Source organism: Burkholderia sp. Ac-20365 (assembly GCF_017104715.1).
In the GTDB taxonomy this organism is placed as follows: domain Bacteria; phylum Pseudomonadota; class Gammaproteobacteria; order Burkholderiales; family Burkholderiaceae; genus Paraburkholderia.
On the sequence record NZ_JAAGPI010000020.1, the window covers coordinates 111,414 to 137,233 of the forward strand.

The following is a 25,820-nucleotide window of genomic DNA, read 5'->3' on the forward strand; positions in this document are numbered from 1 at the left end:
AGTTGCACATCGGGACGCCGGAAATCGGAATATACGCGACGAATCAAAGGAATAGCAAACAAAATGTGATGGTCGAGCCCCAATTATCAATATGGTGCATTTTCCTTATTATTAATTGGTGCCACATCAAAACAGGGCAAAAGAAAACGGCATGCGCAGATGCCGTTCGCTTTAATCCGCCACCGATAAGCCATTGACCGAAAAAGGCTTTTTATTGGGTTTGTGGTGTCTCGCGGACCTTCCGGGGACGGCCTCTCGGCAGCGGAGAAACACGCCGGTTCGCGGCCCGCGCGGCCCATTCCCGATACGAATCGCTGCCCAAAACCCAGCCTTTCAGCGTGGCCTGTTGCAACTGATTGGTCTCACGTTCGTCGAGCGGCTGTTCGCACAACTCCCGGTACGCGCGCTGCCGTTCGAACGGCGTATTCCCGAGCGACCAGTACAAACGATGATCGGTGATCAAACTGTCTAAGGTAAGGCCGATGTGATGCCGATAACTGGACCATCGGTAGTCTTCGGGTGCGCTCACCAGCTGGTTGCGCACCGGTGACATTTCGACCACGCGGCTAGCGAGCAAAAAGTACTTCTCGCCTTCGATCACCGTCGCGCGGTAGCGGCCTTCCCACAACGTGCCGCGCCGCGAGTAACGGCGATTGAAGTGCGCGACGTAGCGCCTGCCGACTGCCTGCATCGCTTTCGGCAGACTCGATTCGTCGGTAGGCGTGACGAGCAGCTGCACCGCGCCAGGCATCAGCGCGTAGGCGTGGACGGACAGATGGTGATCGCGTGAAGCCGCCTTCAGGCAATCGATGAACAGCTCGTAATCCTGGTCGTCGACGAATGCGGGTTGCTGGTCGAGTCCGCGCAGGATCACATGCTGCGGCTGGTCGGGGACATAAAGACGTGCAAGCCGTGCCATGCTGGATTATCCAAAGTCGCGTTGGTACATACCCGAAGGTCCGAAAAGCAGCGCCGGCGCGGCCTCACGCGCCAAGCGGGTCTGCCGGAAAACGGCATAAAGCCTAGGCAGAACGCTCTAGCCGGCGCGTATGGTTTGTTTGAAACGTTGTGGTCATAATTGGCGGGCCTTTTTTGGAGGAGCACAAATGAAATTAAAACAGGCCTTGGGGGTCGCGGCACTCGCTTGCATAACAACCACAGCGCACGCGCAATCGGCCGGCAGTTTTTTCATAACGACAGGGTGGTTCCATCTCGCGCCTCAGTCCAGTAGTCAGCCGTTGAGAGAGACAAACGTCAACGGTACGCCTGTCAACATCACCGTGCCCAATACGGGCGCCGAACTCGGCAGCGCCGATACCATCGGTTTCACCGGCGGCTACTTCGTCACCGACCATATCGCCACGGAATTCGTGATTGGCGTGCCACCGCAATTCGACCTGAAGGGCACGGGCTCATTCCAGCAGTACGGCAAGCTCGGCTCGGCGAAACAGTGGAGCCCGACGCTGCTGTTCAAGTACTACTTCAACCAGCCGCAAGCGAAGTTCCGTCCGTACCTGGGCCTCGGCGTGAGTCGCATCTCGTTCACCGACGAGCACATCACGAACGGCGCCTTCGAAGCCAACGTACTTCATGGTCCGACCACCGTCACGACGGATAGTTCGTGGGAGCCCGTGTTTAATGCCGGCTTCACTTACGCGTTCACCGACCACTGGTTCGCGGGCTTCTCGATCTCGTATCTGCCGCTCTCGACGACTGCCAAGCTGAACACCCAGGCGCAGACGCCGATCGGTACCGTCAACGTGCAATCGGAGACGAAGATCAAGCTGAATCCGATCGTCACCTACGTGAACATCGGTTACCGGTTCTAACACAACAGGGTAGTCGAGATTTTCGGGCTTGAACAACGCCGATGCGCAAAACCGCGTCGGCGTTTTTCCATGCGTCAACGATACCGGTATGTGCACCCTGTCGTCTCTGGCGGATCGCGACATCATCCCCGTTGCACGCGCCCTTATGTGACTGCGATTGTGGCCTCCATCGCCCCAGCCGTTGTAAATTTGACTGAGACGCGCGAGCCGCCGGTGCAATTTATGCCGGATGCAGCGCGCATCGGACGTTGCGGAACGGCTGTGCGGCGCACTTCACCTGGCGGGCACCGAAGTTGCGTCAGAGGAAACTTCCCGCGCTGTGTTGCGGGGATGTTCAACCACCCTCATCGACGGAGCGACCATGACTGCACTACCTAACACGCGAGATGCACTCGGCGAATCCTGGACCACGGCGGGCCGACGCGCGCGCCGCATTGCGCGCCACAGCCGGCATGCCGCAGAAGATATTGCCACCGAGCTGCGCACGCTGATGAACGAGCTCGAGAACACGCTAGGCGACGGCACACAGGCCGACGCAGCCGTGTTGCGCACGCAGGTGCGCAAGCGCCTCGACGAAGCGCGCACGCGCCTGAACGACACGCGCGATGCGATGCGCGAACGCGCGGAAGCTGCGCTGCACGATGCCGATGAATACGTTCATGAAAATCCGTGGCGAACGATTGCTGTTGTCGGCGGTTTGGCGCTGATTGCGGGCGCACTGATCGCTCGCGGCGGTGCGCGTTGACGCGCGATATCTGACAGGGCGGCCGGCGCGCCGAACGGCTGTATCGGGATCGCTGCGAAGGACGGGCGCGGCGCGAGATGCGCCGCGCATCGACGGATCAATCGCCGTCGACAACGAACAGCCGCTGATATTCCTTCGATGCGTACCGGTCCGTCATGCCCGCGATGTAATGCGCGATCAGACGCGGCTGCTTCGACGCGTCCGCCGTCTGATAGGCGGGCGGCAGAAGACGAGGATCGTCGATGAACGCGTCGAACAGACCGGCGATCACTCGCTGGGCTTTGTTCGCCATGCGCATCACGCGGTAGTGGCGATACAGGTTCTTGAAGAGAAACCGCTTGAGGGCAGTCGCCTGCGCGGCGATCGCGTCGCTGTGCGCGACGAGCGGCGGAGCGCGCCGCACGTCATCCAGCGACGCGGGCGCATGTCGCGCGATGTTGCGCGTGGTCGTGTCGATCAGATCCACGATCAGCGTGTTGATGATCCGCCGTACCGTCTCGTGAATCAGCCTGCGCCCTTCGATCTGCGGATAGTCGCGCCGCGCGGCTTCGTAATGCGTCAGCCATAGCTCGACTTTGGCGAGCTGATCGATCGTGAGCAGGCCGGAGCGCAAACCGTCGTCGACATCGTGGTTGTTGTACGCGATTTCGTCGGCGAGATTAGCGATCTGCGCTTCAATGGACGGTTGCCGCCCTTGCAAAAAACGCTCGCCCAGTTCGCCGAGGCGCCGCGCATTCTCACGCGAGCAATGCTTGAGAATGCCTTCGCGCGTTTCGAAGCACAGATTCAGGCCATCAAATGCGCCGTAATGCTCTTCGAGATCGTCGACGACAGCGAGACTCTGCAGGTTGTGCTCGAAGCCGCCGTAATCGCGCATGCATTCGTTGAGCGCGTCCTGGCCCGCATGACCGAACGGCGTATGTCCGAGATCGTGCGCCAGCGAAATAGCCTCGACGAGATCTTCGTTCACGCGCAGATTGCGCGCGACGGACCGCGCAATCTGCGCAACTTCCAGACTATGCGTAAGACGCGTGCGAAACAGATCGCCTTCGTGATTCACGAAGACCTGCGTCTTGTATTCGAGCCTGCGAAAAGCGGTCGAATGGACGATGCGGTCGCGATCGCGCTGAAACTCGGTGCGCGCGCTAGGCGGCCGTTCATGATGGCGCCGGCCGCGCGATTGCGAAGAATGCGCGGCGTACGGCGCGAGATGCGCTTCGAGCGCGGCGATGGTGGGCAGCGACGCGATGCTTGCAGCACACGACGGGGCATCAACTGATTCGCTCAGATTGTCGCTGCGTATTTCACTCACCGATATCTCCGAATCAGATGCGCCGGCCACTATGCAAGGCCGCTGCGCGTCGCGTCAGGTGCCGACGCTGGCGTCGAGCGTCTCGAGCACTGCGCCGTCGGGCGCTGGGGTGATCAGTGTGTCGCCGAAACGCTTCAGCAGGATGAACTTGATTTCGCCCGCTTCCGCCTTCTTGTCGACGCGCATCAGGTCGACATAGCGCGACGCGCCAAGCGTGGGCGCCCGCGTGGGCAGATGCGCGGCTGCGATGACGGCGACGAGCCGCTTGCGCGCGGCTTCTTCGAGATGACCGAGACGCACGGAGAGATCCGCAGCCATCACCATCCCGCAACCGACTGCTTCGCCGTGCAGCCATTCGCCGTAGCCGAGACCGGCTTCGATCGCGTGGCCGAAGGTATGGCCGAAATTGAGGATTGCGCGCAGACCGCCTTCGCGCTCGTCCGCGGCCACCACCGATGCCTTGATCTCGCACGAACGCTTGACCGCTTCGGTGAGCGCTTCGGGCTCGCAGCGGTTCAGCGCTTCGATGTTCGCTTCGATCCATTCGAAGAACGTTGCGTCGGCAATCGCGCCCGTCTTGATGACTTCGGCGACGCCCGCCGCCAGTTCACGCGGCGGCAGCGTGCGCAGCGCGCCGATATCGGCGATCACCGCTTGCGGCTGGTAAAACGCGCCGATCATGTTCTTGCCGAGCGGATGGTTGATGCCCGTCTTGCCGCCCACCGACGAATCGACCTGCGACAACAGCGTGGTCGGCACCTGGATGAACGGCACGCCGCGCATGTAGCAGGCAGCCGCGAAACCGGTCATGTCGCCGATCACGCCGCCGCCGAGCGCGATCAGCGTGGTCTTGCGATCGGCCCGCGCACCAAGCAGCGCGTCGAAAATCAGATTCAGCGTTTCCCAGTTCTTGTGCGCCTCGCCGTCGGGCAGCACGACCGTCGTCACTTCCTTGCCGAGCGGCGCGAGCGCCTTGCGCAGCTTGTCGCCGTAGAGCGGATCGACCGTCGTGTTGGTGACGATGGTCACCGACGCACCGCGAATGTGCGGCGCGAACAACTCGCTCTGGCCGATCAGATCGGCGCCGATATGGATGGGATAGGCGCGTTCGCCCAGTTCGACGTTGACGGTAATCATGGGATTCATCTCGTCATTATGACGCAGGAGACTTGGCCACGCCCGCCATCTCGAGCTGCATCAGCACCATGTTGACCAGCCCGTTGACGGACGGACGGCCCGTTTCGATCACGAAATCGGCGCATTCGCGGTAGAGCGGATCGCGCACCTCATAGAGCGCTTCGAGACGCCCTTTCGGATCTTCGGTCTGCAGCAACGGGCGGTTTTTGTCGCGCCGGGTGCGCAGCCAGAGGTCGTGCGGATTGGCGCGCAGATAGACGACGACGCCGTGCGCACGCAGCGCCTCGCGGTTTTCCGGACGCAGCACCGCGCCGCCGCCCGTGGCGAGGACGATATTTTCCCGCCCGGTGAGTTCGGCGATCACCTGCGATTCGCGGTCGCGAAAGCCCGCTTCACCTTCCATTTCGAAGATCACCGGGATGCGTGCGCCCGTGCGGGCCTCGATCTCATGATCGGAGTCGAAGAACGGGCGATCCAGCCGGCGCGCCACGGCCCGGCCCACGGTGGTCTTGCCTGCCCCCATGAGCCCTACAAAAAAAACGTTGGCGTGTGCGTCCCGCGCTTGCAACTTATCCTCTGGCTAATCCGGTGAAGTTCGTGCGGCAGCTTACTGGCAAAGCGCCTGCCTTGTCGAGCCTGACGGCCGGCGCGCCTGCCGCCCGCCGCGTCTTCGGCCCGCGCCCGTGGCGCTTTGCCGCCGATCCGTCAATTTGTCTGCACAACGCTCGGCGTGATGAAAACGACGAGTTCGCTGGTCAGATCGCGATGCGCGCGATGACGGAAAAAAGCGCCCAAAAGCGGTATTTTGCCCAGGAGCGGCACGCGCGTCACATCATCGCGGTCATCGGCCTCGTAGATTCCGCCAATCGACACCGTTCCGCCATCCTCCACTTCCACCCGTGTCTGCACGTGTTTGGTGTTGATGGCCGGCCCGGAGGCCGTCTGCTCGCCGACACTGTCTTTCGCGACGTCGAGATCCAGCACGACCCGGCCGTCGGGCGTGATTTGCGGCTCGACCTCCAGTTTGAGGGTGGCGCGGCGAAACTGCACGCCCGACACGCCTTGCCCGACCTTGGCCTGATACGGCAGCTCGGTGCCCTGCTCGACCACGGCCTTCATCCGGTCGGCCGTCACGACGCGCGGGCTCGACACGATTTTTCCGAGCCCTTCCGCCTCGAGCGCGCTCAGTTCGATGTTCAGGAGCCGGGTCGCCTGCGCGGCGAACAGCGTGAGGCCTGCCGTTGCCGCGTCGAAACCGGAAATCGGCCGTGCGGACAGATCGAAAATCGCCCCGTCCTTGCCGCCGACGACGCCTGTCGCCTTGCCGTCCTCGTTCGTGCCGACCATCGACAGCTTCACGCCGAGATTGCGCGAAAAGCCCTTCTCAGCCTCGACGATACGCGCCTCGATCAGCACCTGGCGCGTGGGCCGGTCAAGCGATGCGATCAGTTCCGCAATCTGCGCGAGACGCGCGCCGAGATCGGTGACGAACAGCAGATTGGTACGCGGATCCGCCATCGCCGCGCCGCGTTTGGACAGCACGCGCTGGTTGCCGGACGCTGTCAGTAACTTGCGCAGTTCTTCAGCGTGCGCGTAGTGCAGTTCGAACGTGCGGCTGGCGAGCGGCTCCAGATCTGCGGCGCGCGCGTGCGCCTCGAAGCGCTGGCGTTCGCGCGCCGCCAGTTCGGACAGCGGCGCGACCCAGATCACGTTGCCGCGCTGCTCCATTGCAAGGCCGTTGACGTCGAGCAAGGTATCGAACGCGGCGCGCCATGGCACGTTGTCCAGATGCAGCGTAACCGTGCCGCGCGCCTTTTCGCTGGCGACGATGTTCAGGCCGGTGAATTTCGCGAACGCGCCGAGCACGGCGCCCAGTTCGGCGCGCTGGAAGTGCAGCGTGATCGGCCGGTCGGCGGGAAGTGATGGCGAAGCGCTCGTGCTCAAACGTGCCGCGGGCAGGAGCGGCACGGGCGGGCCTTCCAGCGGCTCCGTTTGCGTTTCGACTTCCCGCGCGAGATTGGCTTCGTTACGCGCGGCGCCCGGCGGCGGCGTCGAATCTGGCGATACGCCCACGTCGCGCGTCAACGCAGCGGTGTCGTCCGTTGCATCGGGCGTGAACGGATTGGCGACGGCGGTCGCGATGGCGCGCGGCAGCGGCGGCACGCCCGATGGCGCGAGCGCGTCGTCGAGCGGCATGTCGGCGGGCAGCGGCGGCAACGATGCGCGTGCCGCCACCGCAACGAACGCAGCGCATGCGAGCAACCCGCGTGTAGCGTGGATCCACGTCATTCGATGGCCTCCGCGAGCGTCAACGCGCGCACGCTGCCATCGCGGCTGGCAAGTGTGAGGGCGCCGGCATCGACTTGCGCGACCCGCTCGCCGCCCCATTGCTGGCCGCGTTCTAGCGTTTGTGCGCCTTCGCCCGTTTCAATCAGCGCGAGTCCGCGCAGATGGTCGGCGAGAAGTCCGACGAGCCGCATCGTTATCGAAGCGTCCGCCTCGGACGATGCATACGCGGCCGGTTGAAACGGATTGTAGAAGACGATTTCTTCGTCGGAATCGAATGCGTCAGGATCGTCACGCATGGCGCTACGCATCGCATTCTGCACAGGATGAATCGCGCTGAACGAATGCAGCGTAGCAGTGACCGACAAGGTCTCGCCCTGGCGTTTTAGCGTCACTTCATCCGGCACGACGAGCACAGGCAAACTCGCAAGCGCCTCGAAAAAGTCGACGACATGGCTGAAGTCGGCTTGCGCTGTCACGCGCAGCGGACGCATGACATCGAGTCCGCTACCCGTGACGGCGCCCGGCTCGATACCGAGCAGCGTCATGTCATTGCGCGCCGCGAGTTGCGAAATCACGCGGATGTCGTCGGCCGACGTCCATTTCGCTGGCATCGGCAAAACGGTCGTGGCCTCGCGCATTGCGGGCAGTTGCGCGACAGCGGCTTGCGCTTCGCCAAGCTTGCGTTGTGCTGCAGACAGCCCTTCGCGGCTTGCCTGCACGCCGCTCATATCCGTGACCAGCCACTCGTTGGCGCCGAGCGCAAACGCGGCCACCGCGATGCATGACGCGACGATCCAGCGCCGCCTCACGCTCCATGCTTCTGGCGGCACGCGCAAGCGTTCGGCGAGGGCGAGACCAAAACGTTCGCGCGTCGTCGGCCTACCGAAACGGCCAGCAATCATAGTGTTCATTTCTTGCCCCTTGTGTTCGGTTGCGCCGCTGCCGACGCTCTGGACTTTTCAGGCGGCCCGTCCCATTTCAGATGGGCGGTGACGCCAAACGCCGTCGATGCATCCGCTGCGCCTGTTGCGCGACGCACGTCGCTCAAATCCGAATCCTTCACGCCCTTCAAACCGGCGAGACGGTTCAGCCACGCCGCCGACGCCGCGTGATCGGACGACGCGGCAAGCAGCTCCGTGTCGCGCTCGCGATGCCGCAATTGCCTGACGACAACGGCTCCGGAAGACTCCGCGCTCAACGCATCGAGCAGATCGAGCAGGTGCACGAGCGGCCCGGAAAGTGTCGCGGCCCGCTCGTTTTGCTCACGTTCGTTGCGTGCTGCGCTGACGAGCCGCGCGTGCTCGGCAAGCGGTGACGCGAGCGCAGCAAGCTTGTGCTCGACGGCCGCGCGCTCGCTTTCGATACGCGTGCGCTCGAATATCTGCCACGCCATCAGCAACGCCACGGCAGCGCAGCCGCATAACGCCGCACTCGTCCATTCGATATAGCGGCGCCGGCGGGCGAGCCGCGCATCGCGCTGTCGATGCGGCAACAGGTTGAAGCCGCGAGCGGCCGTCATTGCGCAATGCCACGCAGCGCGAGCCCGAATGCGACTGCAAATGCAGGTTCGTGCAGCAGTTCCGACTGCGGTATCACGTTGCCGTCGCTCAGTGAGGAACAGTCGAACGGCAACACGGAACAACCCAGCACGTCGCCGATATCGGCAAGCGAAAAGCACACGCCTTCGAGCAGGTCGATTTCACCGCCGACGAGCGCGCAGGCGTTCAGATTGTTTTCAGCGAGATCGCGCAACGCATCGGCAACGCACGAATACTCGGGCGACGGGTAACGGATTTCCCCGGCAATCGTTTCGCCCTCGATACGCCAGCCGTACACGCCATCGCTGCCGATCCAGATCGCGGCATATGGCTCGTGCAGTTCGAGTTCGAAGGTCGCCGCGTGGCGCAGTGCACGCAGCGCGGCGTGTGGTTCGACATCGACCGTGGTCAGCGTGATGCCCGCCATCGCCGCGCATTCGATACGCGCTTCGAGATGCTCGCGCGCCGTCGCGGCAATCGACACCGTGCCGGGACGCTTCGGCGAATCGTCGACATACCAGTCAACGGCAAGCGCATGTCGTTCGATACCCGCCACACGCTCGGCCTCCATCATGACGGCCGGTTCGAGCGAAGTGGCCGGCCGCTGCGCTTCGTCCGCGTGATGGATGGGCAGATGCGAGGTGAACGTCGCGGAACCCGGAATCGCCATCGCGCAACGCAGTGCGGCGGAGATGCATTGCTGCGGCACGTTGCCGAACGCCTCCGACAACGCGCGCGCCACCGCCTGCCGGTCGATGATCTCCGCGCCCGCCATCGCGCCCGGCGGAAGCGGCTGCAACGCCACGCATTCGATGCGCAGGGGTCCCATCTTGCGCGCGCTGCAACTGAGCACGACGATCCGGGCCGCCTGCGAGCCCACATCGATGCCGACGGCCTGACGCCGCATGGTCATACGTAACGAGTCTTTCAAAGCCATTCCCTCCTCCCTCAGACACCAACGGAAACTGAAGGCCCGCGGCACTCGGTGGCACGCGGGCAACGGAAGGCATTCTGCTCAGCGCTAAGGTCTGGCGGAATTCAGCCGAATGGCTAATGGCCGGGTAAGTGATATCCGGCGACAATCAAAGGAACTACAGTGTTCTCATCGCTGTGCGATTGCAGCGGCCGTAAGCGCGCCGAAAGCTGACAGATCGGGCGGCTATAATCGCGGGACCGTTTTCTGGTGTTCATATGCAATCCACGACTCCTACGTCTCCGCCTCCGGCACCGCAGAAGCGCAAGCGTCCTCTCTGGCTGAAGATCATTTTTGGCTTCATCGGGCTGATCTTCGCCGGGATCGTCTGCGCCGTGCTCGTGCTCGGCTACGCGCTGGTCGTCGCCACGCCCAATCTGCCGTCGCTCGACGCCCTCACCGACTATCGGCCGAAGGTGCCGCTGCGCATCTACACGGCCGATCACGTGCTGATCGGCGAGTTCGGCGAAGAACGGCGCGACATCGTGCACATGCGCGAAGTGCCGGACAATCTCAAAAAGGCAGTGCTTGCGATCGAGGACGCGCGCTTCTACGACCATGGCGGCGTCGATCTGACCGGCATCGTGCGCGCCGGTGTGGTCGCGCTGACCAATGGCCACGCGACGCAAGGCGCGAGCACGATCACGATGCAGGTCGCGCGCAACTTCTTCCTGTCCAGCGAAAAGACCTACACGCGCAAGATCTACGAGATGCTGCTCGCGTACAAGATCGAGTCGAAGCTGACCAAAGATCAGATTCTCGAGGTGTACATGAATCAGATCTATCTCGGCCAGCGCGCTTACGGTTTTGCGAGCGCGGCGCGTGTGTACTTCGGCAAGGACCTGAAAGACCTGTCGCTGGCCGAATGCGCGATGCTTGCCGGTCTGCCGAAAGCGCCGTCCGCGTATAACCCGGTCGTGAATCCGAAGCGCGCAAAAGTGCGTCAGGAATACATCCTCCAGCGCATGCTCGAACTGGGCTACATCTCGCAGGATCAGTACGAAAGCGCGAGCCGTCAGCCGCTCATCGTGAAGGGCGCGGGCAAGGAATTCAGCGTGCACGCCGAATACGTCGCGGAAATGGTGCGTCAGATGATGTACGCGCAATACCGCGAAGAGGCCTACACGCGCGGCCTGAACGTCGTGACGACCATCGATTCCGCCGATCAGGACGCCGCTTACCGCGCGCTGCGCAAGGGCCTGATGGATTACGAGCGGCGTCACGGCTATCGCGGGCCGGAAGCGTTCATCGATCTGCCCGCGGACGCCGACGAACGCGAGCAGGCCATCGACGACGCGCTGCTCGAACATCCTGATAACGGCGAGATCATCGCGGCTGTCGTGACGTCGGCGAGTCCGAAACAGGTGCAGGCGACGCTGATCGACGGCAACAACGTGACGATCACGGGCGACGGACTGCGTTACGCGACCTTCGCGTTGAGCACGCGCGCGCAGCCGAACCAGCGCGTGCGGCCAGGCGCGATCATCCGCATCGTGAAGAACGACGACGGCAACTGGTCGATCACGCAGTTGCCGCAGATCGAAGGCGCGTTCGTCTCAGTGGTGCCGCAGGATGGCGCGATCCGCGCGCTGGTCGGCGGCTTCGACTTCAACAAGAACAAGTTCAATCACGTCACGCAGGCGTGGCGCCAGCCGGGTTCGAGCTTCAAGCCGTTCATCTATTCGGCGTCACTCGAAAAGGGCCTGGGGCCGGCCACCGTCATCAACGACGCACCACTCTTCTTTAGCGCCGCCGAAACGGGCGGCCAGGCGTGGGAGCCGAAGAACTACGGCGGCGGCTTCGACGGCCCGATGTCGATGCGCACCGCACTGCAGAAGTCGAAGAACCTCGTGTCGATCCGTATCCTCAATCACATCGGCACGAAGTACGCGCAGCAGTACATCACGCGCTTCGGCTTCGATGCGGACCGCCATCCCGCGTATTTGCCAATGGCGCTCGGTGCCGGCCTCGTCACGCCGCTACAGATGGCCGCGGGCTACTCGGTGTTTGCGAACGGCGGTTATCGCGTGAATCCGTATCTGATCGCCGAAGTCACCGATCAGCGCGGCATGGTGGTCGCGCACGCGGACCCGCTCGTCGCGGCGAGCAATGCGCCGCACGCGATCGAACCGCGCAACGCGTACGTGATGAACAGCCTGCTGATGAGCGTCGCGCAGCGCGGCACGGGCGCGAAATCGAACGTGCTGAAGCGCACCGACCTCGCGGGCAAGACAGGCACGACCAACGATTCGCGCGACGCATGGTTCGCCGGCTATCAGCACACGCTCTGCGCGATCGCGTGGATGGGTTACGACAATCCGCGCAGTCTCGGTGACAAGGAAACCGGCGGCGGGCTCGCGCTGCCCGTGTGGATCGACTACATGGGCCGCGCGCTCAAGGGCGTGCCCGAGTACAAGATGCCGATGCCGGAAGATGTCGTGTCGATTGGCGACGAACTGTACTTTGACGACTTCACGCCGGGCAATGGCTTCATATCGACAGTCGGCGTGACACTGCCACCGCCGGGAGCCAGCGATGCAAGCGCGGCGCCGGCTGCCGTCGGCGCGCAGGAGAAAGAGGACATCATGAACCTGTTCAAGGGTCACTGAGTCCTGGCCACTCAGTCCTGATTGCCCGGCCACAAAAAAGCCGCCGCGTGAAAAACGCGGCGGCTTTTTCATTTGCGGCGACCGTGCATTGCGATGATGCACGCCGCGGCGAAACGTTCAAGGCTCGATCTGCACCGGCTCGCCCGCCTGCTGCGTCGCGTACTCGGACAGTGCCGAGTAGAACTCCGTGTCGTTGCGCGTGTCTTTCCACGCGCCATCGACGTAACGGAAGTGATATCCGCCTGACTTCGCGGCGATCCAGATTTCCTGCATGGGCGGTTGCAGGTTCACGATGATCTTCGTGCCGTTCTCGAATTCCAGCGTGAGCACGTTGCCGCTGCGCTCGAATTCGATGTCGGCGTCGGTATCGTCGAGCGAGCGTTCGATGGCTGCCAGCACAGCCTCGGCGCGGGTCAGGTATTCACTGTCGGACATGCTAAACTCCAGCGATTAATTATTCAGGGACAGTCATGCGAGTCGTTTTCCGGACGAGCGCCAAGGCCACGATTCTAGCGACTCTCACTATTGTCGCAGGTGTCGCGCTCAGCGGCTGCGGACAACGTGGTTCGCTTTATCTGCCCACCGTTCCGCCGCTTCCGGCTAAACCGACCGCACAGACCCAGCCGTCATCGTCCGATGAAGTGAAACCCGGCGCCAATGCTGAAGGTTCCATTCCGGATACGTCCGGCACGCCGCTGTCCCTGTCGCCCGATTCCGAACTGCGCACTGCGCCGAAGTCGGATGCGCCCGCCCAACCGGCGTCCGCTGCGTCCGAAGCTCAATAAGACTGTCGTATGACTCAATCCGCTTTTGCCTACGTCGACGGCGTGCTGCACGCAGAAGGCGTCTCCGCCGTGTCGCTTGCCGAGCAGTTCGGCACGCCGCTCTATGTCTACTCGCGCGCCGCCCTTACCAAAGCGTGGCACGCCTACGCCGACGCATGCGCCGGCCGTCGCGCCACCGTGCACGTCGCCGTCAAGGCGAACAGCAATCTCGGCGTGCTCAACCTGTTCGCGCGTATGGGCGCAGGCTTCGACATCGTGTCGGGCGGCGAACTCGCGCGCGTGCTCGCCGCGGGCGGCAAAGCGGAAAACACCGTGTTTTCGGGTGTCGGCAAGAGCGTCGCGGAAATGCGCGAAGCGCTCGCGGCTGGCGTGAAGTGCTTCAACGTCGAATCGATTCCCGAACTCGACCGCCTCAACGCGGTTGCGGGCGAAATGGGCAAGAAAGCGCCCGTGTCGCTGCGCGTGAATCCCGATGTCGACGCGAAGACGCATCCGTATATCTCAACGGGTCTCAAGTCGAACAAGTTTGGTGTCGCGTTCGATGAAGCGCGCGCCACGTATCGCGCCGCCGCTGCGATGAACCACCTCGACGTGGTCGGTATCGACTGCCATATCGGTTCGCAGATCACGGAAGTCGCACCGTATCTCGACGCCGTCGACAAGCTGCTCGAACTGGTCGAACAGATCGAAGCGGACGGCGTGAACATCAAGCATATCGACGTCGGTGGCGGTCTCGGCATTACATACGACGACGAAACGCCGCCGGATATCGGCGACTTCGTGCGCACGCTGCTCGACCGGATCGAAGCACGCGGCCATGGCCATCGCGAAGTGTATTTCGAGCCGGGCCGCTCGCTGGTCGGCAATGCGGGCATGTTGCTGACGCGCGTCGAATTCCTGAAGCCGGGCGTCGAGAAGAATTTCGCCATCGTCGATGCCGCGATGAACGATCTCGCGCGCCCCGCGATGTACGAGGCGTATCACGCGATCGAAGCCGTCGTGCAGCGCGCAGGCGACAAGCATGTGTACGACGTCGTCGGCCCCGTGTGCGAAAGCGGCGACTGGCTCGGACGTGAGCGCGAACTCGCTGTCGAAGCGGGCGATCTGCTCGCGATTCAATCGGCAGGCGCCTACGGCTTCGCAATGAGCTCGAACTACAACACACGTACGCGCGCCGCCGAAGTGATGGTGGACGGCGACAAGGCGTACGTCGTGCGCAAGCGTGAGGAAGTGAAGGATCTGTTTGCAGGCGAGACGGTTCTTCCGCAATAACGCTGACACTCAGTGAATGCGAAAAAGGCGATGCGCTAACAACGCATCGCCTTTTTTATCGGCTGTGGAATCGGCCTCGTCAGGTCTTCACTCGCTGCCGGATCCTTTCGCGCGCCCACAAAAGCACGCGCCAGCCCAGCAACGCAATCACGATCGCGCCGTAAATCTTCGGCAAGATCAGATCGTGCTTGCCTGCCTTCATCCACCAGAAATGCAGGATCGCGAGTGCGGCAATCGCGTAGATCGCGCGGTGCAGCGTCTGCCAGCGTCGGCCGAGCTTGCGCACCATCGCTTTCGGCGACGTGACGGCCAACGGTATCAACAGCACGAACGCCGCGAAACCTACCGTGATGAACGGCCGCTTGCCGATGTCCTTCACGATCTCGGCGACGTCGAACCACTTGTCGAACCAGAAGTACGTGGTGAAATGCAACGCGCCGTAGAAGAACGCGTAGAGACCGAGCATCCGGCGAAAGCGCAGCAACGCGTTCCAGCCGGTCAGCTTGCGCAGCGGCGTCACGGCGAGCGTGATGCAGATGAACACCAGCGTCCACAAGCCCGTCGAGCGCGTGATGAACTCGATGGGATTCGCGCCGAGCCCGCCCGTGAAGCCGAGCAGCACGATGCGCGCAAGCGGATAGAGCGCGGCGGCGAATACCGCGATTTTCGCGGGCACGATCCAGCGGTTCGTGGTGGCGCCGGCACTGCGTCTGGAACGCGCGGCGCTTGCAGGACTGCCCGTTGCAGGCGCGGTTCGGGTCGTATCGGTTGCCATGCGCGCCGCCCTCAGAAGTTCTTCTTCAGGTCCATGCCCTGATACATCGACGCGACCAGATCGCCGTAGCCGTTGTACATCAGCGTCTTGCGCTTCGGCGTGAAAAAGCCGTCCTCACCGATGCGCCGCTCGGTCGCCTGACTCCAGCGCGGATGATCGACATTAGGATTCACGTTCGAATAGAAGCCGTATTCTGTCGGCGCGTACGTGTTCCAGCTGGTCGGCGGCTGCTTGTCGGTGAAGCGGATCTTCACCAGCGACTTCGCGCTCTTGAAACCGTACTTCCACGGCACGACGATACGCACAGGCGCGCCGTTCTGGTTCGGCAGCACCTGGCCGTAGACGCCCATCGTCAGTAGCGTCAGCGGGTTCATCGCTTCGTCCATGCGCAGCCCTTCGGAATAGGGCCATTCGAGAATCGGCTCGGACAAACCCGGCATTTGCGACGGATCGGCGAGCGTGATGAACTGCACGTATTTCGCGCTGGCCGTCGGCTGCGCGCGCTTGATGACTTCCGACAACGGAATGCCGATCCACGGAATCACCATCGACCAACCCTCGACACAACGCATCCGGTACACGCGCTCCTCGAGCGGCGCGAGCTTCAGCAGTTCGTCGAGGTCATAAACCTTCGCGTTCTTCACCTCGCCTTCCACACTGACCTTCCACGGACGCGGCCGCAGCGTGCCGGCGTTGTGCGCCGGGTCGCTCTTGTCGGTGCCGAACTCGTAGTAGTTGTTGTAGGTGGTGATGTCCTTGTACGGCGTGACCTTGTCGGTGACGACAAACTTCGGGTTGGTCTTCGCGCCGAGTTTCAGCGCCTTCGGGTCAGGCGACGAAAACTCCGCGAACGCCTCGCCGTGCACGCCCATCAGGCCGCCGAGCGCCACAGCGCCCGCTGCCTGCAAGATGCGCCGGCGATTCTCGAACACGCGCTGCGGCGTGATTTCGCTGCGCGCGATGTCCTCGCCATACAGTTGGCTTCGGTCGCTTCGCTTGATCCACATGCTGAAAACTCCTTGCCGGACGCGTTCGCCCGATCAGTATCCGTTCGACCGGCGTATGGCTGCCGCCGTTCTTCGTTCTCGTTGTTCGTTCTGTTAACACAAGCCGCGCGTAAACCTTCCACATCGGCATAAAAAAACCGCCGGTGCAGTGCACGCGGCGGTTTCTGATCATTCGAAGCCGGCAGGACTTACAGCTTGCCGTAGCTATGCAGCCCCGACAGGAACATGTTGACGCCGAGGAACGCGAAGGTCGTCACCAGCAGGCCGGTCAGCGCCCACCACGCAGCGACGTGGCCGCGCAGACCTTTCATCAGACGCATATGCAGCCACGCCGCATAGTTCAGCCAGACGATCAACGCCCACGTTTCCTTCGGGTCCCAGCTCCAGTAGCCGCCCCACGCTTCCGCGGCCCACAACGCTCCGAGAATCGTCGCGATCGTGAAGAACGCGAAACCGACGGCGATCGACTTGTACATCACGTCGTCGAGGACGTCGAGCGTCGGCAGGCGGTCGGCGAGCACGCCGCGTTCCTTCATCAGATACGCCACGCCAACCATCGCCGACAGCGCGAAGCTGCCGTAACCGATGAAGTTGGCCGGCACGTGAATCTTCATCCACCAGCTTTGCAGCGCGGGCACGAGCGGCTGGATCTGCTGCGCGTCGCGCGCGATCGAGTACCACATCAGGAAACCGACGGCCGCGCTGATCACCAGCAGCACGAACGCGCCGAGCGAGCGCGTGTTGTAGTGCTGCTCGTAGTACAGGTAGAACAGCGCCGTAATCAGGCTGAACAGCACGAATACTTCATACAGATTCGAGATGGGAATATGACCGACGTCCGCGCCGATCAGGTACGACTCGTACCAGCGCACCATCAGGCCGACGAAGCCCATCAGCACGGCAACCCACGTCATCTTCGAGCCGATCGCGGCACCCGTCGGCGAGCGCGACAGCGTCCCGATCCAGTAGAACAGCGTGGCGAGCACGAACAGCGCGCTCATCCACAAGATGGCCGACTGGCTCGACAGGAAATACTTGAGGAAGAACGCGTGATCGGCGCGAGCCAGATCGCCGCCATAAATCTGGATCGCCGACAGCGACAGCACAGCGATGCTCGCCATCAGCAGGCGCACCGGCTTCCAGCGCCAGCCGAGCACGACAAAAGCGGGCACCGTGCACACCAGCACCAGCTTGTCGTAGTAATTCATGTACTCGTGATAGCGCGACAGCGCGAAACCGGCGCCCGCCACCATCGCCAGCGCGAACAGCCAGTCGAACAGGCCAAGGCGCTTGAGAAATGGACGATCGTCCAGCAGCGCCTCGCCGCTCAGATGCGGGGTCGAATGAGCCACCGTATCGGCGCGCGGCTTGGCGCGCGAGGATGAGGAAACTTGAGTCAGGTCCATGATCTTACCGGGTCGAATCGGATGAATCTGCGGACGCTTCGCTCGTTGCACGGGCGGCGCCCTTTGCCTCGTGGGCCGGGTCGGTGTCGACAGGCTTGCCGCCCAGCGCGTTGCCGACGGCATCGCGGGTCTGGGCGAATTCCTTCTCGAAATCGAACGTCTTGCGGGCCGTCGACATCGCCATCACGACGCTCACGCCGTTCGAGCCGCGGTCCGTATCCTTGAGCCAGAACCACAGCCGGCGTTCGCGCACGTAGAACATCGAAAAGATGCCCAACACGAGTAGCAGGCTGCCAAGATACACGACTTTTTTGCCCGGCGCGCGCGTCAACTGAAATACCGAAGCTTGCACCTGCTTGAAGGAGTCAAGCTGCAAATAGACGGGCGAACCATACAAAAAGCTGTCCGAAATCGCGTTGATCGAGCTCTGGATGAACCGGTTGGTGGTCGGGTCAGCCGTCGCCGGGCCTTCTCCCGCCTGCTTGCGCGCCAGTTGCCAGACATCCCACATCGAGCCTTCGAGCATCCGAAGCAAGAGTCCTGCCGCCTTCTCCTGCTCAGGCTTGGGGACAGAACGATCGATGAACGCAGCGACTGCCTGGAATCCGCCAACCTTCTGACCATTGGCTGCTTTGCCGAGCGTCGGATCGTCGCCGGCGAACAGCGTCAGCACGCGCGCCGCGCTTTCTTCCAGATGCTGCTGCAGTTCCGCGTTCGACTGCACCGAGCGCTGCGCGAAGTCGCGCGCCGCCTGCGCACGAATGGCGGGATCTTCCAGCGCCGCGCGCATGTGCATCCATTCGTTGACGGTGCCGCCTGCGTCGGCGGGAATGCGCAGATAGCGGAACGGATCGTCCGGGTTCGAGCGCATGCCGGCGAGGAACACGCGCTCGCCGCTTACATCGACGGGCAGCATGTAGTTGTTGTACTCGCGCGCCTGGCCGTCCTTGTCGCGAACCTTGTATTGCACCGACGGGCCGACGTTGCGCAGATCGACCGGTTTCGACGTCTTCGCGCCGGAACCGAGGCGCTCATCAAACGCCTGTTTCAGCGACTCGTGCGCGGCGACGCCACGCGCGTCGTTCTGGCCATTGCCGTTCGAGATGTTCTCGACGTTGATTGCGCGGAAATCGGCAAATTCGACCGTTTGTCCATCCGCGCCCGGCGTCGACGCGCTCAGCACTTTCGAGCCGCCAATTTCACCGTTGAACGGCTCGGTTTTGATGTTGCTGCCTGTCATAGGCCAGGCGGTCATCTGCATCTGCGAGCCGCCGTCCTGGAAGCTCGACTGGTAGATCGACACGCCGTCGTACTCGAACGGCTTGTTGACCTCGACGCGCGCCGGAACGCGCGCGCCCGTCTTGTGGTCGATCACGACGATATCGCTGGCAAACAGCTTCGGCATGCCCGTCGAGTAGTAATCGACGATGAACTTGTTCAGTTCGATCGAAAACGGCAGATCCTGGATCAGCGAGCCGTCCTGCTGGTTCAGGATCGCCGTCGACACATGCTGGCCTTCAGGCACCCACGCGTAGCCGCGGAACGTCGGATTGCTCTGCGACAGGCGGTGTTCAGGCGGGATGTCGTTGATGACCGTGTTGCTGCGGATCGGCGTCTTGTCGAACAGCCACATCTGCAGCTTGATGGGCAGATTGCTGTCGAGCAACCCGCCGATACAGATCACCACGATCGCGATATGCGCGGAAATGTAGCCGAGCTTGGTCAGCGCGCCGCGCTTGGCGGCAATCAGCGTCGCGCCCTCGCTCTCGCGTGTCACGTATTTGTAGCCGAGTTTCTCCGACAGCTTGCCGAGCGTGATCGCGGCCTGCGCGCGCGTCGCGTTCGGCACGTCGAACTCGCCCTTGTGGTGGAACGCCCGCAGGCTGCCTTCGCGTACCTTGTCCTTCCAGCTTTTCGTGTCCGCGATCATCTTCGGCGCATTGCGGATCACGCACAGCGAGACCGACACAACCAGAAACCCGAGAATCAGCATGAACCACCACGCGCTGTACACGTTGTACAGGCTCAGTGAACGGAAGATGTCGGCCCAGAACGGACCGAACTGGTTGACGTAATTCGGATACGGATCGTCCTGCGTGAGCACCGTGCCGATGATGCTCGCGATCGACAGGATCACCAGCATAGAAATGGCAAAGCGCATCGAACTCAGCAATTCGACCGACGTGCGCACGAAGCGCTGACGCGACTTCACTTCCAGACCCGACGTGGTGACGCTCATTCAAACTCCGACTGAACAGCAAAAAAGGGTGCAGGGATATCGCTGCTTGCGATTCCCTCACCCTTTTCTTGTTTTTTCGCTGGCCACCATAAGGCTTGCCTGATGGTTCGCCCGACAGCCAGCTTCGCTTTCGTACGGGCTCTTAATGCAAGCCCGCGATGTAATCGGCAACCGCCTTGATCTCGCTATCCGACAGGCGCGATGCGATGGCGTGCATGGCTTCGTTGTTGTTGCGCGCGCCCGGCCCCTGCGTGAACGCGTTCAACTGCGCCACCGTGTATTCCGCCCATTGCCCCGACAGACGCGGATACTGCGATGGGATGCCCTGCCCCGTCGGCCCGTGACAGCTTGCGCACGCCGGCACGCCCTTGTCTGCGACGCCCGCGCGGTAAATCTTCTGCCCGAGGGCCACGGTGTCCTTGTTATGCGCGTAACCCGGCTTCGGCGCCTGCGACGCGAAGTAGGCCGCCACGTTGACCATGTCCGCATCGGTCAAAGCCGCCACCATCCCTGCCATGATCGCATTGTTGCGCGTGGGCTGCTTCGCCCCTGGCTGGGTTTTGAAATCCTTGAGCTGCTTGACGAGATATTCGGGGTGTTGGCCCGCGAGCTTAGGATACGCGCCGCCCGCGCTATTGCCATCTGCACCGTGACATGATGCGCATACCTGCGCCGCGATTGCTTGTCCCCGATTCAAATCCGGCTTTGTCTGATCCGCCGCTTTTGCCTGTATTGCCAAACCTGAAAGACCTGCTGCTGTGTGAAGTACCACCAGAAACTTGCCCAGTCGATTCATTCGCACACCCTGTTTCGTCTTGTGGGAATTAGAGGTTCTGCAAAATACGACAGCGACCGATCAGCCGCCGAGGCCCGCGTGGAGGCCTCACAGGTTTTCAGTAAACCATCGTATTGTACAATAACTCGCTAATCGATCTGGCGCCAGTCGGGCCTCTCCGGCCTTTACGGCGGGGCTGCATTGCCCTTGCACCGCAATTCATCAGGTCCGTCGATGCGCGCAGGACGTCCGCCCGACGTCCATTTACCCTCCTTCCGGTCTTCTCCATGTCGTCTTTCCTGCTCCACCAAGCCCGCTTCTTCACGACTGTCAATCACTTGCGTGATCTGCCGCCGACGCCGCAGCCCGAGGTCGCGTTCGCGGGACGCTCGAACGCGGGGAAGTCGACGGCGATCAACATTCTCTGCAACCAGAAGCGGCTCGCGTTTGCCAGTAAGACGCCGGGGCGCACACAGCACATCAACTATTTCTCGGTGGGACCGGCGGACGAACCTGTCGCGAATCTCGTCGACCTGCCCGGCTACGGCTACGCCGAAGTGCCTGCCGCCGCCAAGGCGCACTGGGAACAGTTGCTGTCGACGTATCTGCAGACGCGCTCGCAGCTGCGCGGCATGATCCTGATGATGGATTCGCGCCGGCCGCTGACGGAACTCGATCGCCGGATGATCGAGTGGTTCGCGCCGACGGGCAAACCGATTCACACACTGCTCACCAAGTGCGACAAATTGACCCGCCAGGAAAGTGTGAATGCGTTGCGTGCGACGAAGAAAGGGCTGGATGAATATCGCGCGGCGGGTTATCAGGGCGAATTGACCGCCCAGCTGTTTTCCGCGCTCAAGCGGGTCGGCCTGGACGAGGCGCACGAACTGATCGAAAGTTGGGTTGCGCCTGAATCGGCGGGCGATTCCGGCGAATAAACCGAAGCTGGACAGGGTCCTGAAGGCCGCCGTAGAACGCAGGCGGCGCTTTTCGTTCGCCCAGAAAAAAACCCGCCGCTTGTTGACGGCGGGTTAAACAGCCTAATCGAAAAACGACAGGCACCCGCTCAGGGAGGAGAAGCGGGGAGGTCAGCGCTAGGCGCCTTGCTCGATCGGTATGATATACCATTGTCTCGAAAAGTTTCTGGCGGGGTCCGCCGGCATTTTTGACTTTTGCAGATATCTCCACATGAGCTTCTATCCGCATCACCGCCCGCGCCGCATGCGCCGGGACGACTTCTCGCGCCGCCTGATGCGCGAGAACATTCTCACCACCAATGATCTGATTTACCCCGTCTTCGTGCTCGAAGGCACGAATGTGCGTCAGGCCGTTCCGTCGATGCCGGGCGTCGAGCGCGTGTCCGTCGATCTGCTGATGGGTGTCGCCGAGCAATGCATGGAACTGGGCGTGCCCGTGCTGTCGCTGTTCCCGGTGATCGAACCGTCGCTGAAGACGCCCGATGGCCGCGAGGCGACCAATGAAGCGGGCCTGATTCCGCGTGCCGTGCGCGAACTGAAGAAAAATTTCCCTGAACTCGGCGTGCTGACGGACGTTGCGCTCGATCCGTACACGAGCCACGGCCAGGATGGCGTGCTCGACGAAAATGGCTACGTGATCAACGACGAAACCGTCGAGATCCTCGTCGAACAGGCGCAGACGCAGGCTCAGGCGGGTGTCGACATCGTTGCGCCGTCCGACATGATGGACGGCCGGATCGGCGCGATTCGCGAAATGCTCGAAAGCGAAGGCCAAATCCACACGCGGATCATGGCTTATTCGGCGAAATTCGCGTCGGCGTTCTATGGCCCGTTCCGCGATGCCGTGGGATCCGCAGCGAATCTCGGCAAGGGCAACAAGATGACGTATCAGCTCGATCCCGCCAACTCGGACGAGGCGCTGCGCGAAGTGCGCGCTGACATCGAGGAAGGCGCGGACATGGTGATGGTCAAGCCGGGGATGCCGTATCTCGATATCGTGCGTCGCGTGAAAGATGAGTTCCGCTTTCCGACTTACGTCTACCAGGTGAGCGGCGAGTACGCGATGTTGAAGGCTGCCGCGCAGAACGGCTGGCTGGATCACGACAAGGTGATGATGGAATCGCTGCTGGCGTTCAAGCGCGCAGGTGCAGACGGCGTGTTGACGTACTTCGCGCTGGATGCGGCGCGCCTGCTGCGGGCACAGAAGTAAAGCCGGCGTTACCGCTGTGGGTCAGGCGGTGTCACGGTGGTGATTAAAAAAAGCGGAGGCTCCCGTGAGGCGGCCTCCGCTTTTTGCTTTTCGAGCGGGCGCATTGCTCGCGTCCGCACGATGTCTGATGCTCAGGTCTGCGGCGCGGTCGTCGCCCGATCGAGACTTTTCAGGAATTTATCCGCCGACTCGTATCCGACGACACGCAGCACTTCCTTCCCACCACGGTCGAAGAAGATGATCCCCGGCGGCCCGAACAGATTGAAACGCTTAAGCAGGGTCTGATCGTCCGCACTGTTCGCCGTTACGTCGGCACGCAGCAGGTTCATCTGCTTGAGCTTCGCCTGGACGCGCGGATCGCTGAAGGTGAACTTCTCCATTTCTTTGCAGCTGACACACCAGTCTGCATAAAAATCGAGCATAGCGGGCTGTGCGGCCGTTTTGACGGCTTCATCGAGCTGCCCTGATGACTTCACAGGGGCAAAGGCGAGATCGCTCTGTTGAGCCTGCTCGACGGGCGCATTGGATACCCGGCCAGCAAGCACGGCGAGCGGTTTGAGAGGATCCGTCGATCCCGCGGCCAGACCGACCAGCAATGTTGCAGCCCAGATCGCCAGTGCCGCGCCAATTCCTCGACCAAGCCCACGCCAGATGGAGCTCCCACCAGCGTGCGGCGAAAACAGTCCCAGTCCCGCAGCCGCGACCAGCAGCCACAGGGCGGCCAGCAGCATCTGCGCCGTCGCCCCCAAAACCGGCCACACGATCCACAATGCCGCCGCGAGCAGCACGGTCCCGAAGAAGACCTTCACGCTGTCCATCCAGGCCCCGGCCCGCGGCAGCAGCGTGCCCGCGCCAAGCCCGATGATGAGGAGAGGCACGCCCAAGCCGATGCCCATCGAAAACAGGGCTGCACCACCGAGCACGGCGTTGCCCGTATGCGCGACGAACGCGAGCACAGCGAATAGCGGCGCGGTCATGCACGCACCGACTACCAGCGCCGACAGCGCACCCATTACGGCAACAGCCGCGAATTTCCCGCCCGACCGGCCCTCGGATACCTTGGAAACACCACTTTGCAAGCGGTGCGGCAAAACGATATCGACGCCAGCGATCAACGTGAGCGCAAAGCCCGTCAGCAGGACTGCAAACGCCCCAAGCACCCACGGGTTCTGCAACCAGGCGCCAAGGCTTTGCCCAACGAGCGCAGCCGCGATGCCCAGTACCGTGTACACAAGCGCCATCCCGATCACATACGCCAGCGACAGCGCGAAACCACGGCCCCGCGTCACGCGCGGGCCCTCGCCGATGATGATCGCCGACAGGATCGGGATCATCGGATACGAACACGGAAGGAGGCTCAGCACGACGCCGGCGACGAAATACAGGCCGACGATCGCAAAGAATCCACCGCCTTGTAGCAACGATTGGGCGTAATCCGCGCTGGTTGCGCGCTCGTACCAGGAGGCGCCGTTTTGAGTGTCCTGTGCGGACTGAGTGCTCGTGCTGCCTGCGGCTGCTGGCTGCAGCGCCGCGCCTGCCACGTGGTAGACGCGCTCCATCGGCGGATAGCAGATGCCTGCGTCCGCACAGCCTTGCGATGTAACGGCGAGATCGAATGGCCCATTCGCCTGTTTGACGGGTACGCGGATAGTCAGCTCGCCGCGATAGGTCTCGACATTCTTCCCGAAGGTCTGGTCGAATTTCACATGACCCGCGGGCAATTGCGCGTCGCCGATCGTCACCGTCCCGTTGCGGGTCGTGAAAGCAAACCGCTCCCGATACATGTAGTAGCCGTCGGCAATCTTGTAGTGAACAAGCACTTCGCCTGGCTGCTCGGACGCGCTGAATCGGAACGCAACAGCGGGGTCGAGGAAGTCATCTGCCGCACGTACGATGCTCGTAGTCGTCAGCGATAGCAGCAGTACGCTTGCGATAAAGGTGAGAAAGCGCGCGAGACTCCGCCAGCGCCGGGACATACGGTTAAACATGGATCGGGCGTTGCGTTTCGGCATTCACCCATTGGCCATACGCGGCCGATGCGGTGACTTGCCAGGAAAGGATTTCGGGCGTGTCGTACGGATGCTCAGCCTGGATGAACTGTTCGAGCTCGAAAGCGCGTGCGACGCTCGTCTTGAACAGCACCTGGATTTCTTCCGCCGATTCGATCTTGCCCTGCCAGTGGTAGCTCGACTGGACGCTCCCAAGCTGCGTCACGCAGGCGGCGAGACGTGCCGAAAGTGCGTCCTGAGCCAGTTTTTGCGCCGTTGCAAGGTCGGGCACGGTCGTCAGCATCAAACATACATTAACGTTCACCGACCGCTCCAGCGCTTTCCAAAACAGGGTGACGCTATCGTATCACCTTGTCCTGCTAACCCGCTGACGCTCCAATGGCATAAGCCAAACGCATGCTGGAAACAAAAAAGCCAGGCTCGCGCCTGGCTTTTTAGCGGTTGTCAGAAAGCTTATTCAGCTTCTGCAACGTTTTCGACTTCTTCAACTTCCGGACGGTCGAGCAGTTCGACCAGAGCCATCGGTGCATTGTCGCCAACGCGGAAACCGAACTTCAGGATGCGCAGGTAGCCACCCGGACGGTTCGCGAAGCGCGGGCCCAGCACGTCGAACAGCTTCGTGACCGAGTCACGATCGCGCAGGCGATTGAACGCCAGACGACGGTTTGCCAGCGACGGCTTCTTGCCGAGCGTGATCAGCGGCTCGACAACTTTACGGAGTTCCTTCGCCTTCGGCAGCGTCGTCTTGATGACTTCGTGCTCGATCAGCGAGTTGGACATGTTACGGAGCATTGCCAGACGGTGGCTGCTCGTGCGGTTCAGTTTCCGCAGGCCATGACGGTGACGCATTTCAATTTCCTTGAATCAAAGTTTTGGTCCAGCTCTTCTATCGCTTTCTGTGACGCCGAAAGCACGGGCCGGTACTGAAAAAGG

At 62.3% G+C, this 25,820-nt stretch carries 24 protein-coding genes; 7 read left to right on the top strand and 17 right to left on the bottom strand.

Annotation, left to right across the window (positions count from 1 at the left end; all coding sequences use genetic code 11):
• Positions 1-211 precede the first annotated feature (211 nt).
• Positions 212-919, bottom strand: coding sequence for a transposase (locus tag G3O01_RS27520; protein ID WP_205809788.1), 708 nt, complete (start codon positions 917-919; stop codon positions 212-214).
• Positions 920-1,106: 187 nt separating this feature from the next.
• Between G3O01_RS27520 and G3O01_RS27525 the strand changes: the two genes are divergently transcribed.
• Positions 1,107-1,829 carry an OmpW family outer membrane protein gene (locus tag G3O01_RS27525; protein WP_205809789.1) on the top strand — a complete coding sequence of 241 codons (723 nt, stop codon included), beginning with the start codon at positions 1,107-1,109 and terminating at the stop codon, positions 1,827-1,829.
• Positions 1,830-2,190: 361 nt separating this feature from the next.
• Positions 2,191-2,574 carry a DUF883 family protein gene (locus G3O01_RS27530; RefSeq protein WP_205809790.1) on the top strand — a complete coding sequence of 128 codons (384 nt, stop codon included), beginning with the start codon at positions 2,191-2,193 and terminating at the stop codon, positions 2,572-2,574.
• Positions 2,575-2,671: 97 nt separating this feature from the next.
• On the opposite strand, the gene G3O01_RS27535 is transcribed toward G3O01_RS27530, so the two are convergent.
• From G3O01_RS27535 to pilM, 7 genes are all read right to left on the bottom strand, one after another.
• Positions 2,672-3,886 (bottom strand): deoxyguanosinetriphosphate triphosphohydrolase, encoded by a 1,215-nt coding sequence (locus G3O01_RS27535; protein ID WP_205809791.1) that lies wholly within the window; start codon positions 3,884-3,886, stop codon positions 2,672-2,674.
• A gap of 54 nt (positions 3,887-3,940) precedes the next feature.
• On the bottom strand, positions 3,941-5,032 hold the full coding sequence (gene aroB / locus G3O01_RS27540) for a 3-dehydroquinate synthase (protein ID WP_205809792.1): 1,092 nt from the start codon (positions 5,030-5,032) through the stop codon (positions 3,941-3,943).
• A gap of 7 nt (positions 5,033-5,039) precedes the next feature.
• Positions 5,040-5,591 carry a shikimate kinase AroK gene (gene aroK, locus G3O01_RS27545; RefSeq protein ID WP_205809793.1) on the bottom strand — a complete coding sequence of 184 codons (552 nt, stop codon included), beginning with the start codon at positions 5,589-5,591 and terminating at the stop codon, positions 5,040-5,042.
• A 137-nt stretch (positions 5,592-5,728) separates the two neighbouring features.
• A complete protein-coding gene (gene pilQ, locus G3O01_RS27550) occupies positions 5,729-7,312 on the bottom strand; it encodes a type IV pilus secretin PilQ (RefSeq protein WP_205809794.1) in 1,584 nt (527 codons plus the stop codon).
• On the bottom strand, positions 7,309-8,223 hold the full coding sequence (pilO, locus tag G3O01_RS27555) for a type 4a pilus biogenesis protein PilO (protein WP_205809795.1): 915 nt from the start codon (positions 8,221-8,223) through the stop codon (positions 7,309-7,311). The genes pilQ and pilO overlap by 4 nt, the downstream gene beginning before the upstream one ends.
• Entirely contained in the window at positions 8,220-8,831 is a 612-nt protein-coding gene (locus G3O01_RS27560; protein ID WP_205809796.1) for a fimbrial assembly protein, read from the bottom strand. The genes pilO and G3O01_RS27560 overlap by 4 nt, the downstream gene beginning before the upstream one ends.
• Positions 8,828-9,787: a pilus assembly protein PilM gene (gene pilM / locus G3O01_RS27565; RefSeq protein WP_205809797.1), complete on the bottom strand. Its 960-nt coding sequence runs from the start codon at positions 9,785-9,787 to the stop codon at positions 8,828-8,830. The genes G3O01_RS27560 and pilM overlap by 4 nt, the downstream gene beginning before the upstream one ends.
• 254 nt (positions 9,788-10,041) lie before the next feature.
• Between pilM and G3O01_RS27570 the strand changes: the two genes are divergently transcribed.
• Positions 10,042-12,432, top strand: coding sequence for a penicillin-binding protein 1A (locus tag G3O01_RS27570; RefSeq protein WP_205809798.1), 2,391 nt, complete (start codon positions 10,042-10,044; stop codon positions 12,430-12,432).
• A 117-nt stretch (positions 12,433-12,549) separates the two neighbouring features.
• Here G3O01_RS27570 and cyaY read toward each other — a convergent pair whose 3' ends face one another.
• On the bottom strand, positions 12,550-12,867 hold the full coding sequence (cyaY, locus tag G3O01_RS27575; RefSeq protein ID WP_205809799.1) for an iron donor protein CyaY: 318 nt from the start codon (positions 12,865-12,867) through the stop codon (positions 12,550-12,552).
• A 35-nt stretch (positions 12,868-12,902) separates the two neighbouring features.
• Here cyaY and G3O01_RS27580 point away from each other — a divergent pair, with 35 nt between their 5' ends.
• Positions 12,903-13,217: a lipoprotein gene (locus tag G3O01_RS27580; protein WP_205809800.1), complete on the top strand. Its 315-nt coding sequence runs from the start codon at positions 12,903-12,905 to the stop codon at positions 13,215-13,217.
• A gap of 9 nt (positions 13,218-13,226) precedes the next feature.
• On the top strand, positions 13,227-14,489 hold the full coding sequence (gene lysA / locus G3O01_RS27585) for a diaminopimelate decarboxylase (RefSeq protein WP_205809801.1): 1,263 nt from the start codon (positions 13,227-13,229) through the stop codon (positions 14,487-14,489).
• Between the two features lie 79 nt (positions 14,490-14,568).
• Here the strand turns inward: lysA and msrQ are convergent, their stop codons facing one another.
• From msrQ to G3O01_RS27610, 5 genes are all read right to left on the bottom strand, one after another.
• The gene (gene msrQ, locus G3O01_RS27590) at positions 14,569-15,264 is read right to left on the bottom strand and encodes a protein-methionine-sulfoxide reductase heme-binding subunit MsrQ (protein ID WP_205809802.1); all 696 of its coding nucleotides are present in this window, start codon (positions 15,262-15,264) and stop codon (positions 14,569-14,571) included.
• 11 nt (positions 15,265-15,275) lie between these two features.
• A complete protein-coding gene (msrP, locus tag G3O01_RS27595) occupies positions 15,276-16,271 on the bottom strand; it encodes a protein-methionine-sulfoxide reductase catalytic subunit MsrP (RefSeq protein WP_205809803.1) in 996 nt (331 codons plus the stop codon).
• A 188-nt stretch (positions 16,272-16,459) separates the two neighbouring features.
• On the bottom strand, positions 16,460-17,677 hold the full coding sequence (gene ccsB, locus G3O01_RS27600; RefSeq protein WP_205809804.1) for a c-type cytochrome biogenesis protein CcsB: 1,218 nt from the start codon (positions 17,675-17,677) through the stop codon (positions 16,460-16,462).
• A gap of 4 nt (positions 17,678-17,681) precedes the next feature.
• Positions 17,682-19,916, bottom strand: coding sequence for a cytochrome c biogenesis protein ResB (locus G3O01_RS27605; RefSeq protein ID WP_205809805.1), 2,235 nt, complete (start codon positions 19,914-19,916; stop codon positions 17,682-17,684).
• A 142-nt stretch (positions 19,917-20,058) separates the two neighbouring features.
• Positions 20,059-20,712 (bottom strand): c-type cytochrome, encoded by a 654-nt coding sequence (locus tag G3O01_RS27610; RefSeq protein WP_205809806.1) that lies wholly within the window; start codon positions 20,710-20,712, stop codon positions 20,059-20,061.
• Positions 20,713-20,978: 266 nt separating this feature from the next.
• On the opposite strand from G3O01_RS27610, the gene yihA reads away from it, so the two are divergent.
• Entirely contained in the window at positions 20,979-21,629 is a 651-nt protein-coding gene (gene yihA / locus G3O01_RS27615; RefSeq protein ID WP_205809807.1) for a ribosome biogenesis GTP-binding protein YihA/YsxC, read from the top strand.
• A gap of 250 nt (positions 21,630-21,879) precedes the next feature.
• Positions 21,880-22,878, top strand: coding sequence for a porphobilinogen synthase (hemB, locus tag G3O01_RS27620; protein ID WP_205809808.1), 999 nt, complete (start codon positions 21,880-21,882; stop codon positions 22,876-22,878).
• 131 nt (positions 22,879-23,009) lie between these two features.
• Here hemB and dsbD read toward each other — a convergent pair whose 3' ends face one another.
• The 3 genes from dsbD to rplQ all read right to left on the bottom strand — a co-directional run bounded on the left by dsbD (position 23,010) and on the right by rplQ (position 25,736).
• Positions 23,010-24,866, bottom strand: coding sequence for a protein-disulfide reductase DsbD (gene dsbD / locus G3O01_RS27625; protein ID WP_205809809.1), 1,857 nt, complete (start codon positions 24,864-24,866; stop codon positions 23,010-23,012).
• On the bottom strand, positions 24,859-25,191 hold the full coding sequence (gene cutA, locus G3O01_RS27630) for a divalent-cation tolerance protein CutA (protein WP_346779224.1): 333 nt from the start codon (positions 25,189-25,191) through the stop codon (positions 24,859-24,861). Before cutA ends, dsbD begins: the two co-directional genes overlap by 8 nt.
• Positions 25,192-25,340: 149 nt before the next feature.
• Positions 25,341-25,736 (bottom strand): 50S ribosomal protein L17, encoded by a 396-nt coding sequence (gene rplQ / locus G3O01_RS27635; RefSeq protein ID WP_007730705.1) that lies wholly within the window; start codon positions 25,734-25,736, stop codon positions 25,341-25,343.
• Positions 25,737-25,820: the final 84 nt, after the last annotated feature.

Coding starts and splice junctions, on each gene's coding strand:
- G3O01_RS27580 (WP_205809800.1), top strand. CDS start 12,903: ATGCGAGTCGTTTTCCGGACGAGCGCCAAGGCCACGATTCTAGCGACT.
- msrQ (WP_205809802.1), bottom strand. CDS start 15,264: ATGGCAACCGATACGACCCGAACCGCGCCTGCAACGGGCAGTCCTGCA.
- G3O01_RS27520 (WP_205809788.1), bottom strand. CDS start 919: ATGGCACGGCTTGCACGTCTTTATGTCCCCGACCAGCCGCAGCATGTG.
- lysA (WP_205809801.1), top strand. CDS start 13,227: ATGACTCAATCCGCTTTTGCCTACGTCGACGGCGTGCTGCACGCAGAA.
- aroB (WP_205809792.1), bottom strand. CDS start 5,032: ATGAATCCCATGATTACCGTCAACGTCGAACTGGGCGAACGCGCCTAT.
- G3O01_RS27525 (WP_205809789.1), top strand. CDS start 1,107: ATGAAATTAAAACAGGCCTTGGGGGTCGCGGCACTCGCTTGCATAACA.
- pilQ (WP_205809794.1), bottom strand. CDS start 7,312: ATGACGTGGATCCACGCTACACGCGGGTTGCTCGCATGCGCTGCGTTC.
- G3O01_RS27530 (WP_205809790.1), top strand. CDS start 2,191: ATGACTGCACTACCTAACACGCGAGATGCACTCGGCGAATCCTGGACC.
- G3O01_RS27610 (WP_205809806.1), bottom strand. CDS start 20,712: ATGAATCGACTGGGCAAGTTTCTGGTGGTACTTCACACAGCAGCAGGT.
- msrP (WP_205809803.1), bottom strand. CDS start 16,271: ATGTGGATCAAGCGAAGCGACCGAAGCCAACTGTATGGCGAGGACATC.
- G3O01_RS27570 (WP_205809798.1), top strand. CDS start 10,042: ATGCAATCCACGACTCCTACGTCTCCGCCTCCGGCACCGCAGAAGCGC.
- pilO (WP_205809795.1), bottom strand. CDS start 8,223: ATGAACACTATGATTGCTGGCCGTTTCGGTAGGCCGACGACGCGCGAA.
- G3O01_RS27605 (WP_205809805.1), bottom strand. CDS start 19,916: ATGAGCGTCACCACGTCGGGTCTGGAAGTGAAGTCGCGTCAGCGCTTC.
- yihA (WP_205809807.1), top strand. CDS start 20,979: ATGTCGTCTTTCCTGCTCCACCAAGCCCGCTTCTTCACGACTGTCAAT.
- cyaY (WP_205809799.1), bottom strand. CDS start 12,867: ATGTCCGACAGTGAATACCTGACCCGCGCCGAGGCTGTGCTGGCAGCC.
- hemB (WP_205809808.1), top strand. CDS start 21,880: ATGAGCTTCTATCCGCATCACCGCCCGCGCCGCATGCGCCGGGACGAC.
- dsbD (WP_205809809.1), bottom strand. CDS start 24,866: ATGTTTAACCGTATGTCCCGGCGCTGGCGGAGTCTCGCGCGCTTTCTC.
- rplQ (WP_007730705.1), bottom strand. CDS start 25,736: ATGCGTCACCGTCATGGCCTGCGGAAACTGAACCGCACGAGCAGCCAC.
- ccsB (WP_205809804.1), bottom strand. CDS start 17,677: ATGGACCTGACTCAAGTTTCCTCATCCTCGCGCGCCAAGCCGCGCGCC.
- pilM (WP_205809797.1), bottom strand. CDS start 9,787: ATGGCTTTGAAAGACTCGTTACGTATGACCATGCGGCGTCAGGCCGTC.
- G3O01_RS27560 (WP_205809796.1), bottom strand. CDS start 8,831: ATGACGGCCGCTCGCGGCTTCAACCTGTTGCCGCATCGACAGCGCGAT.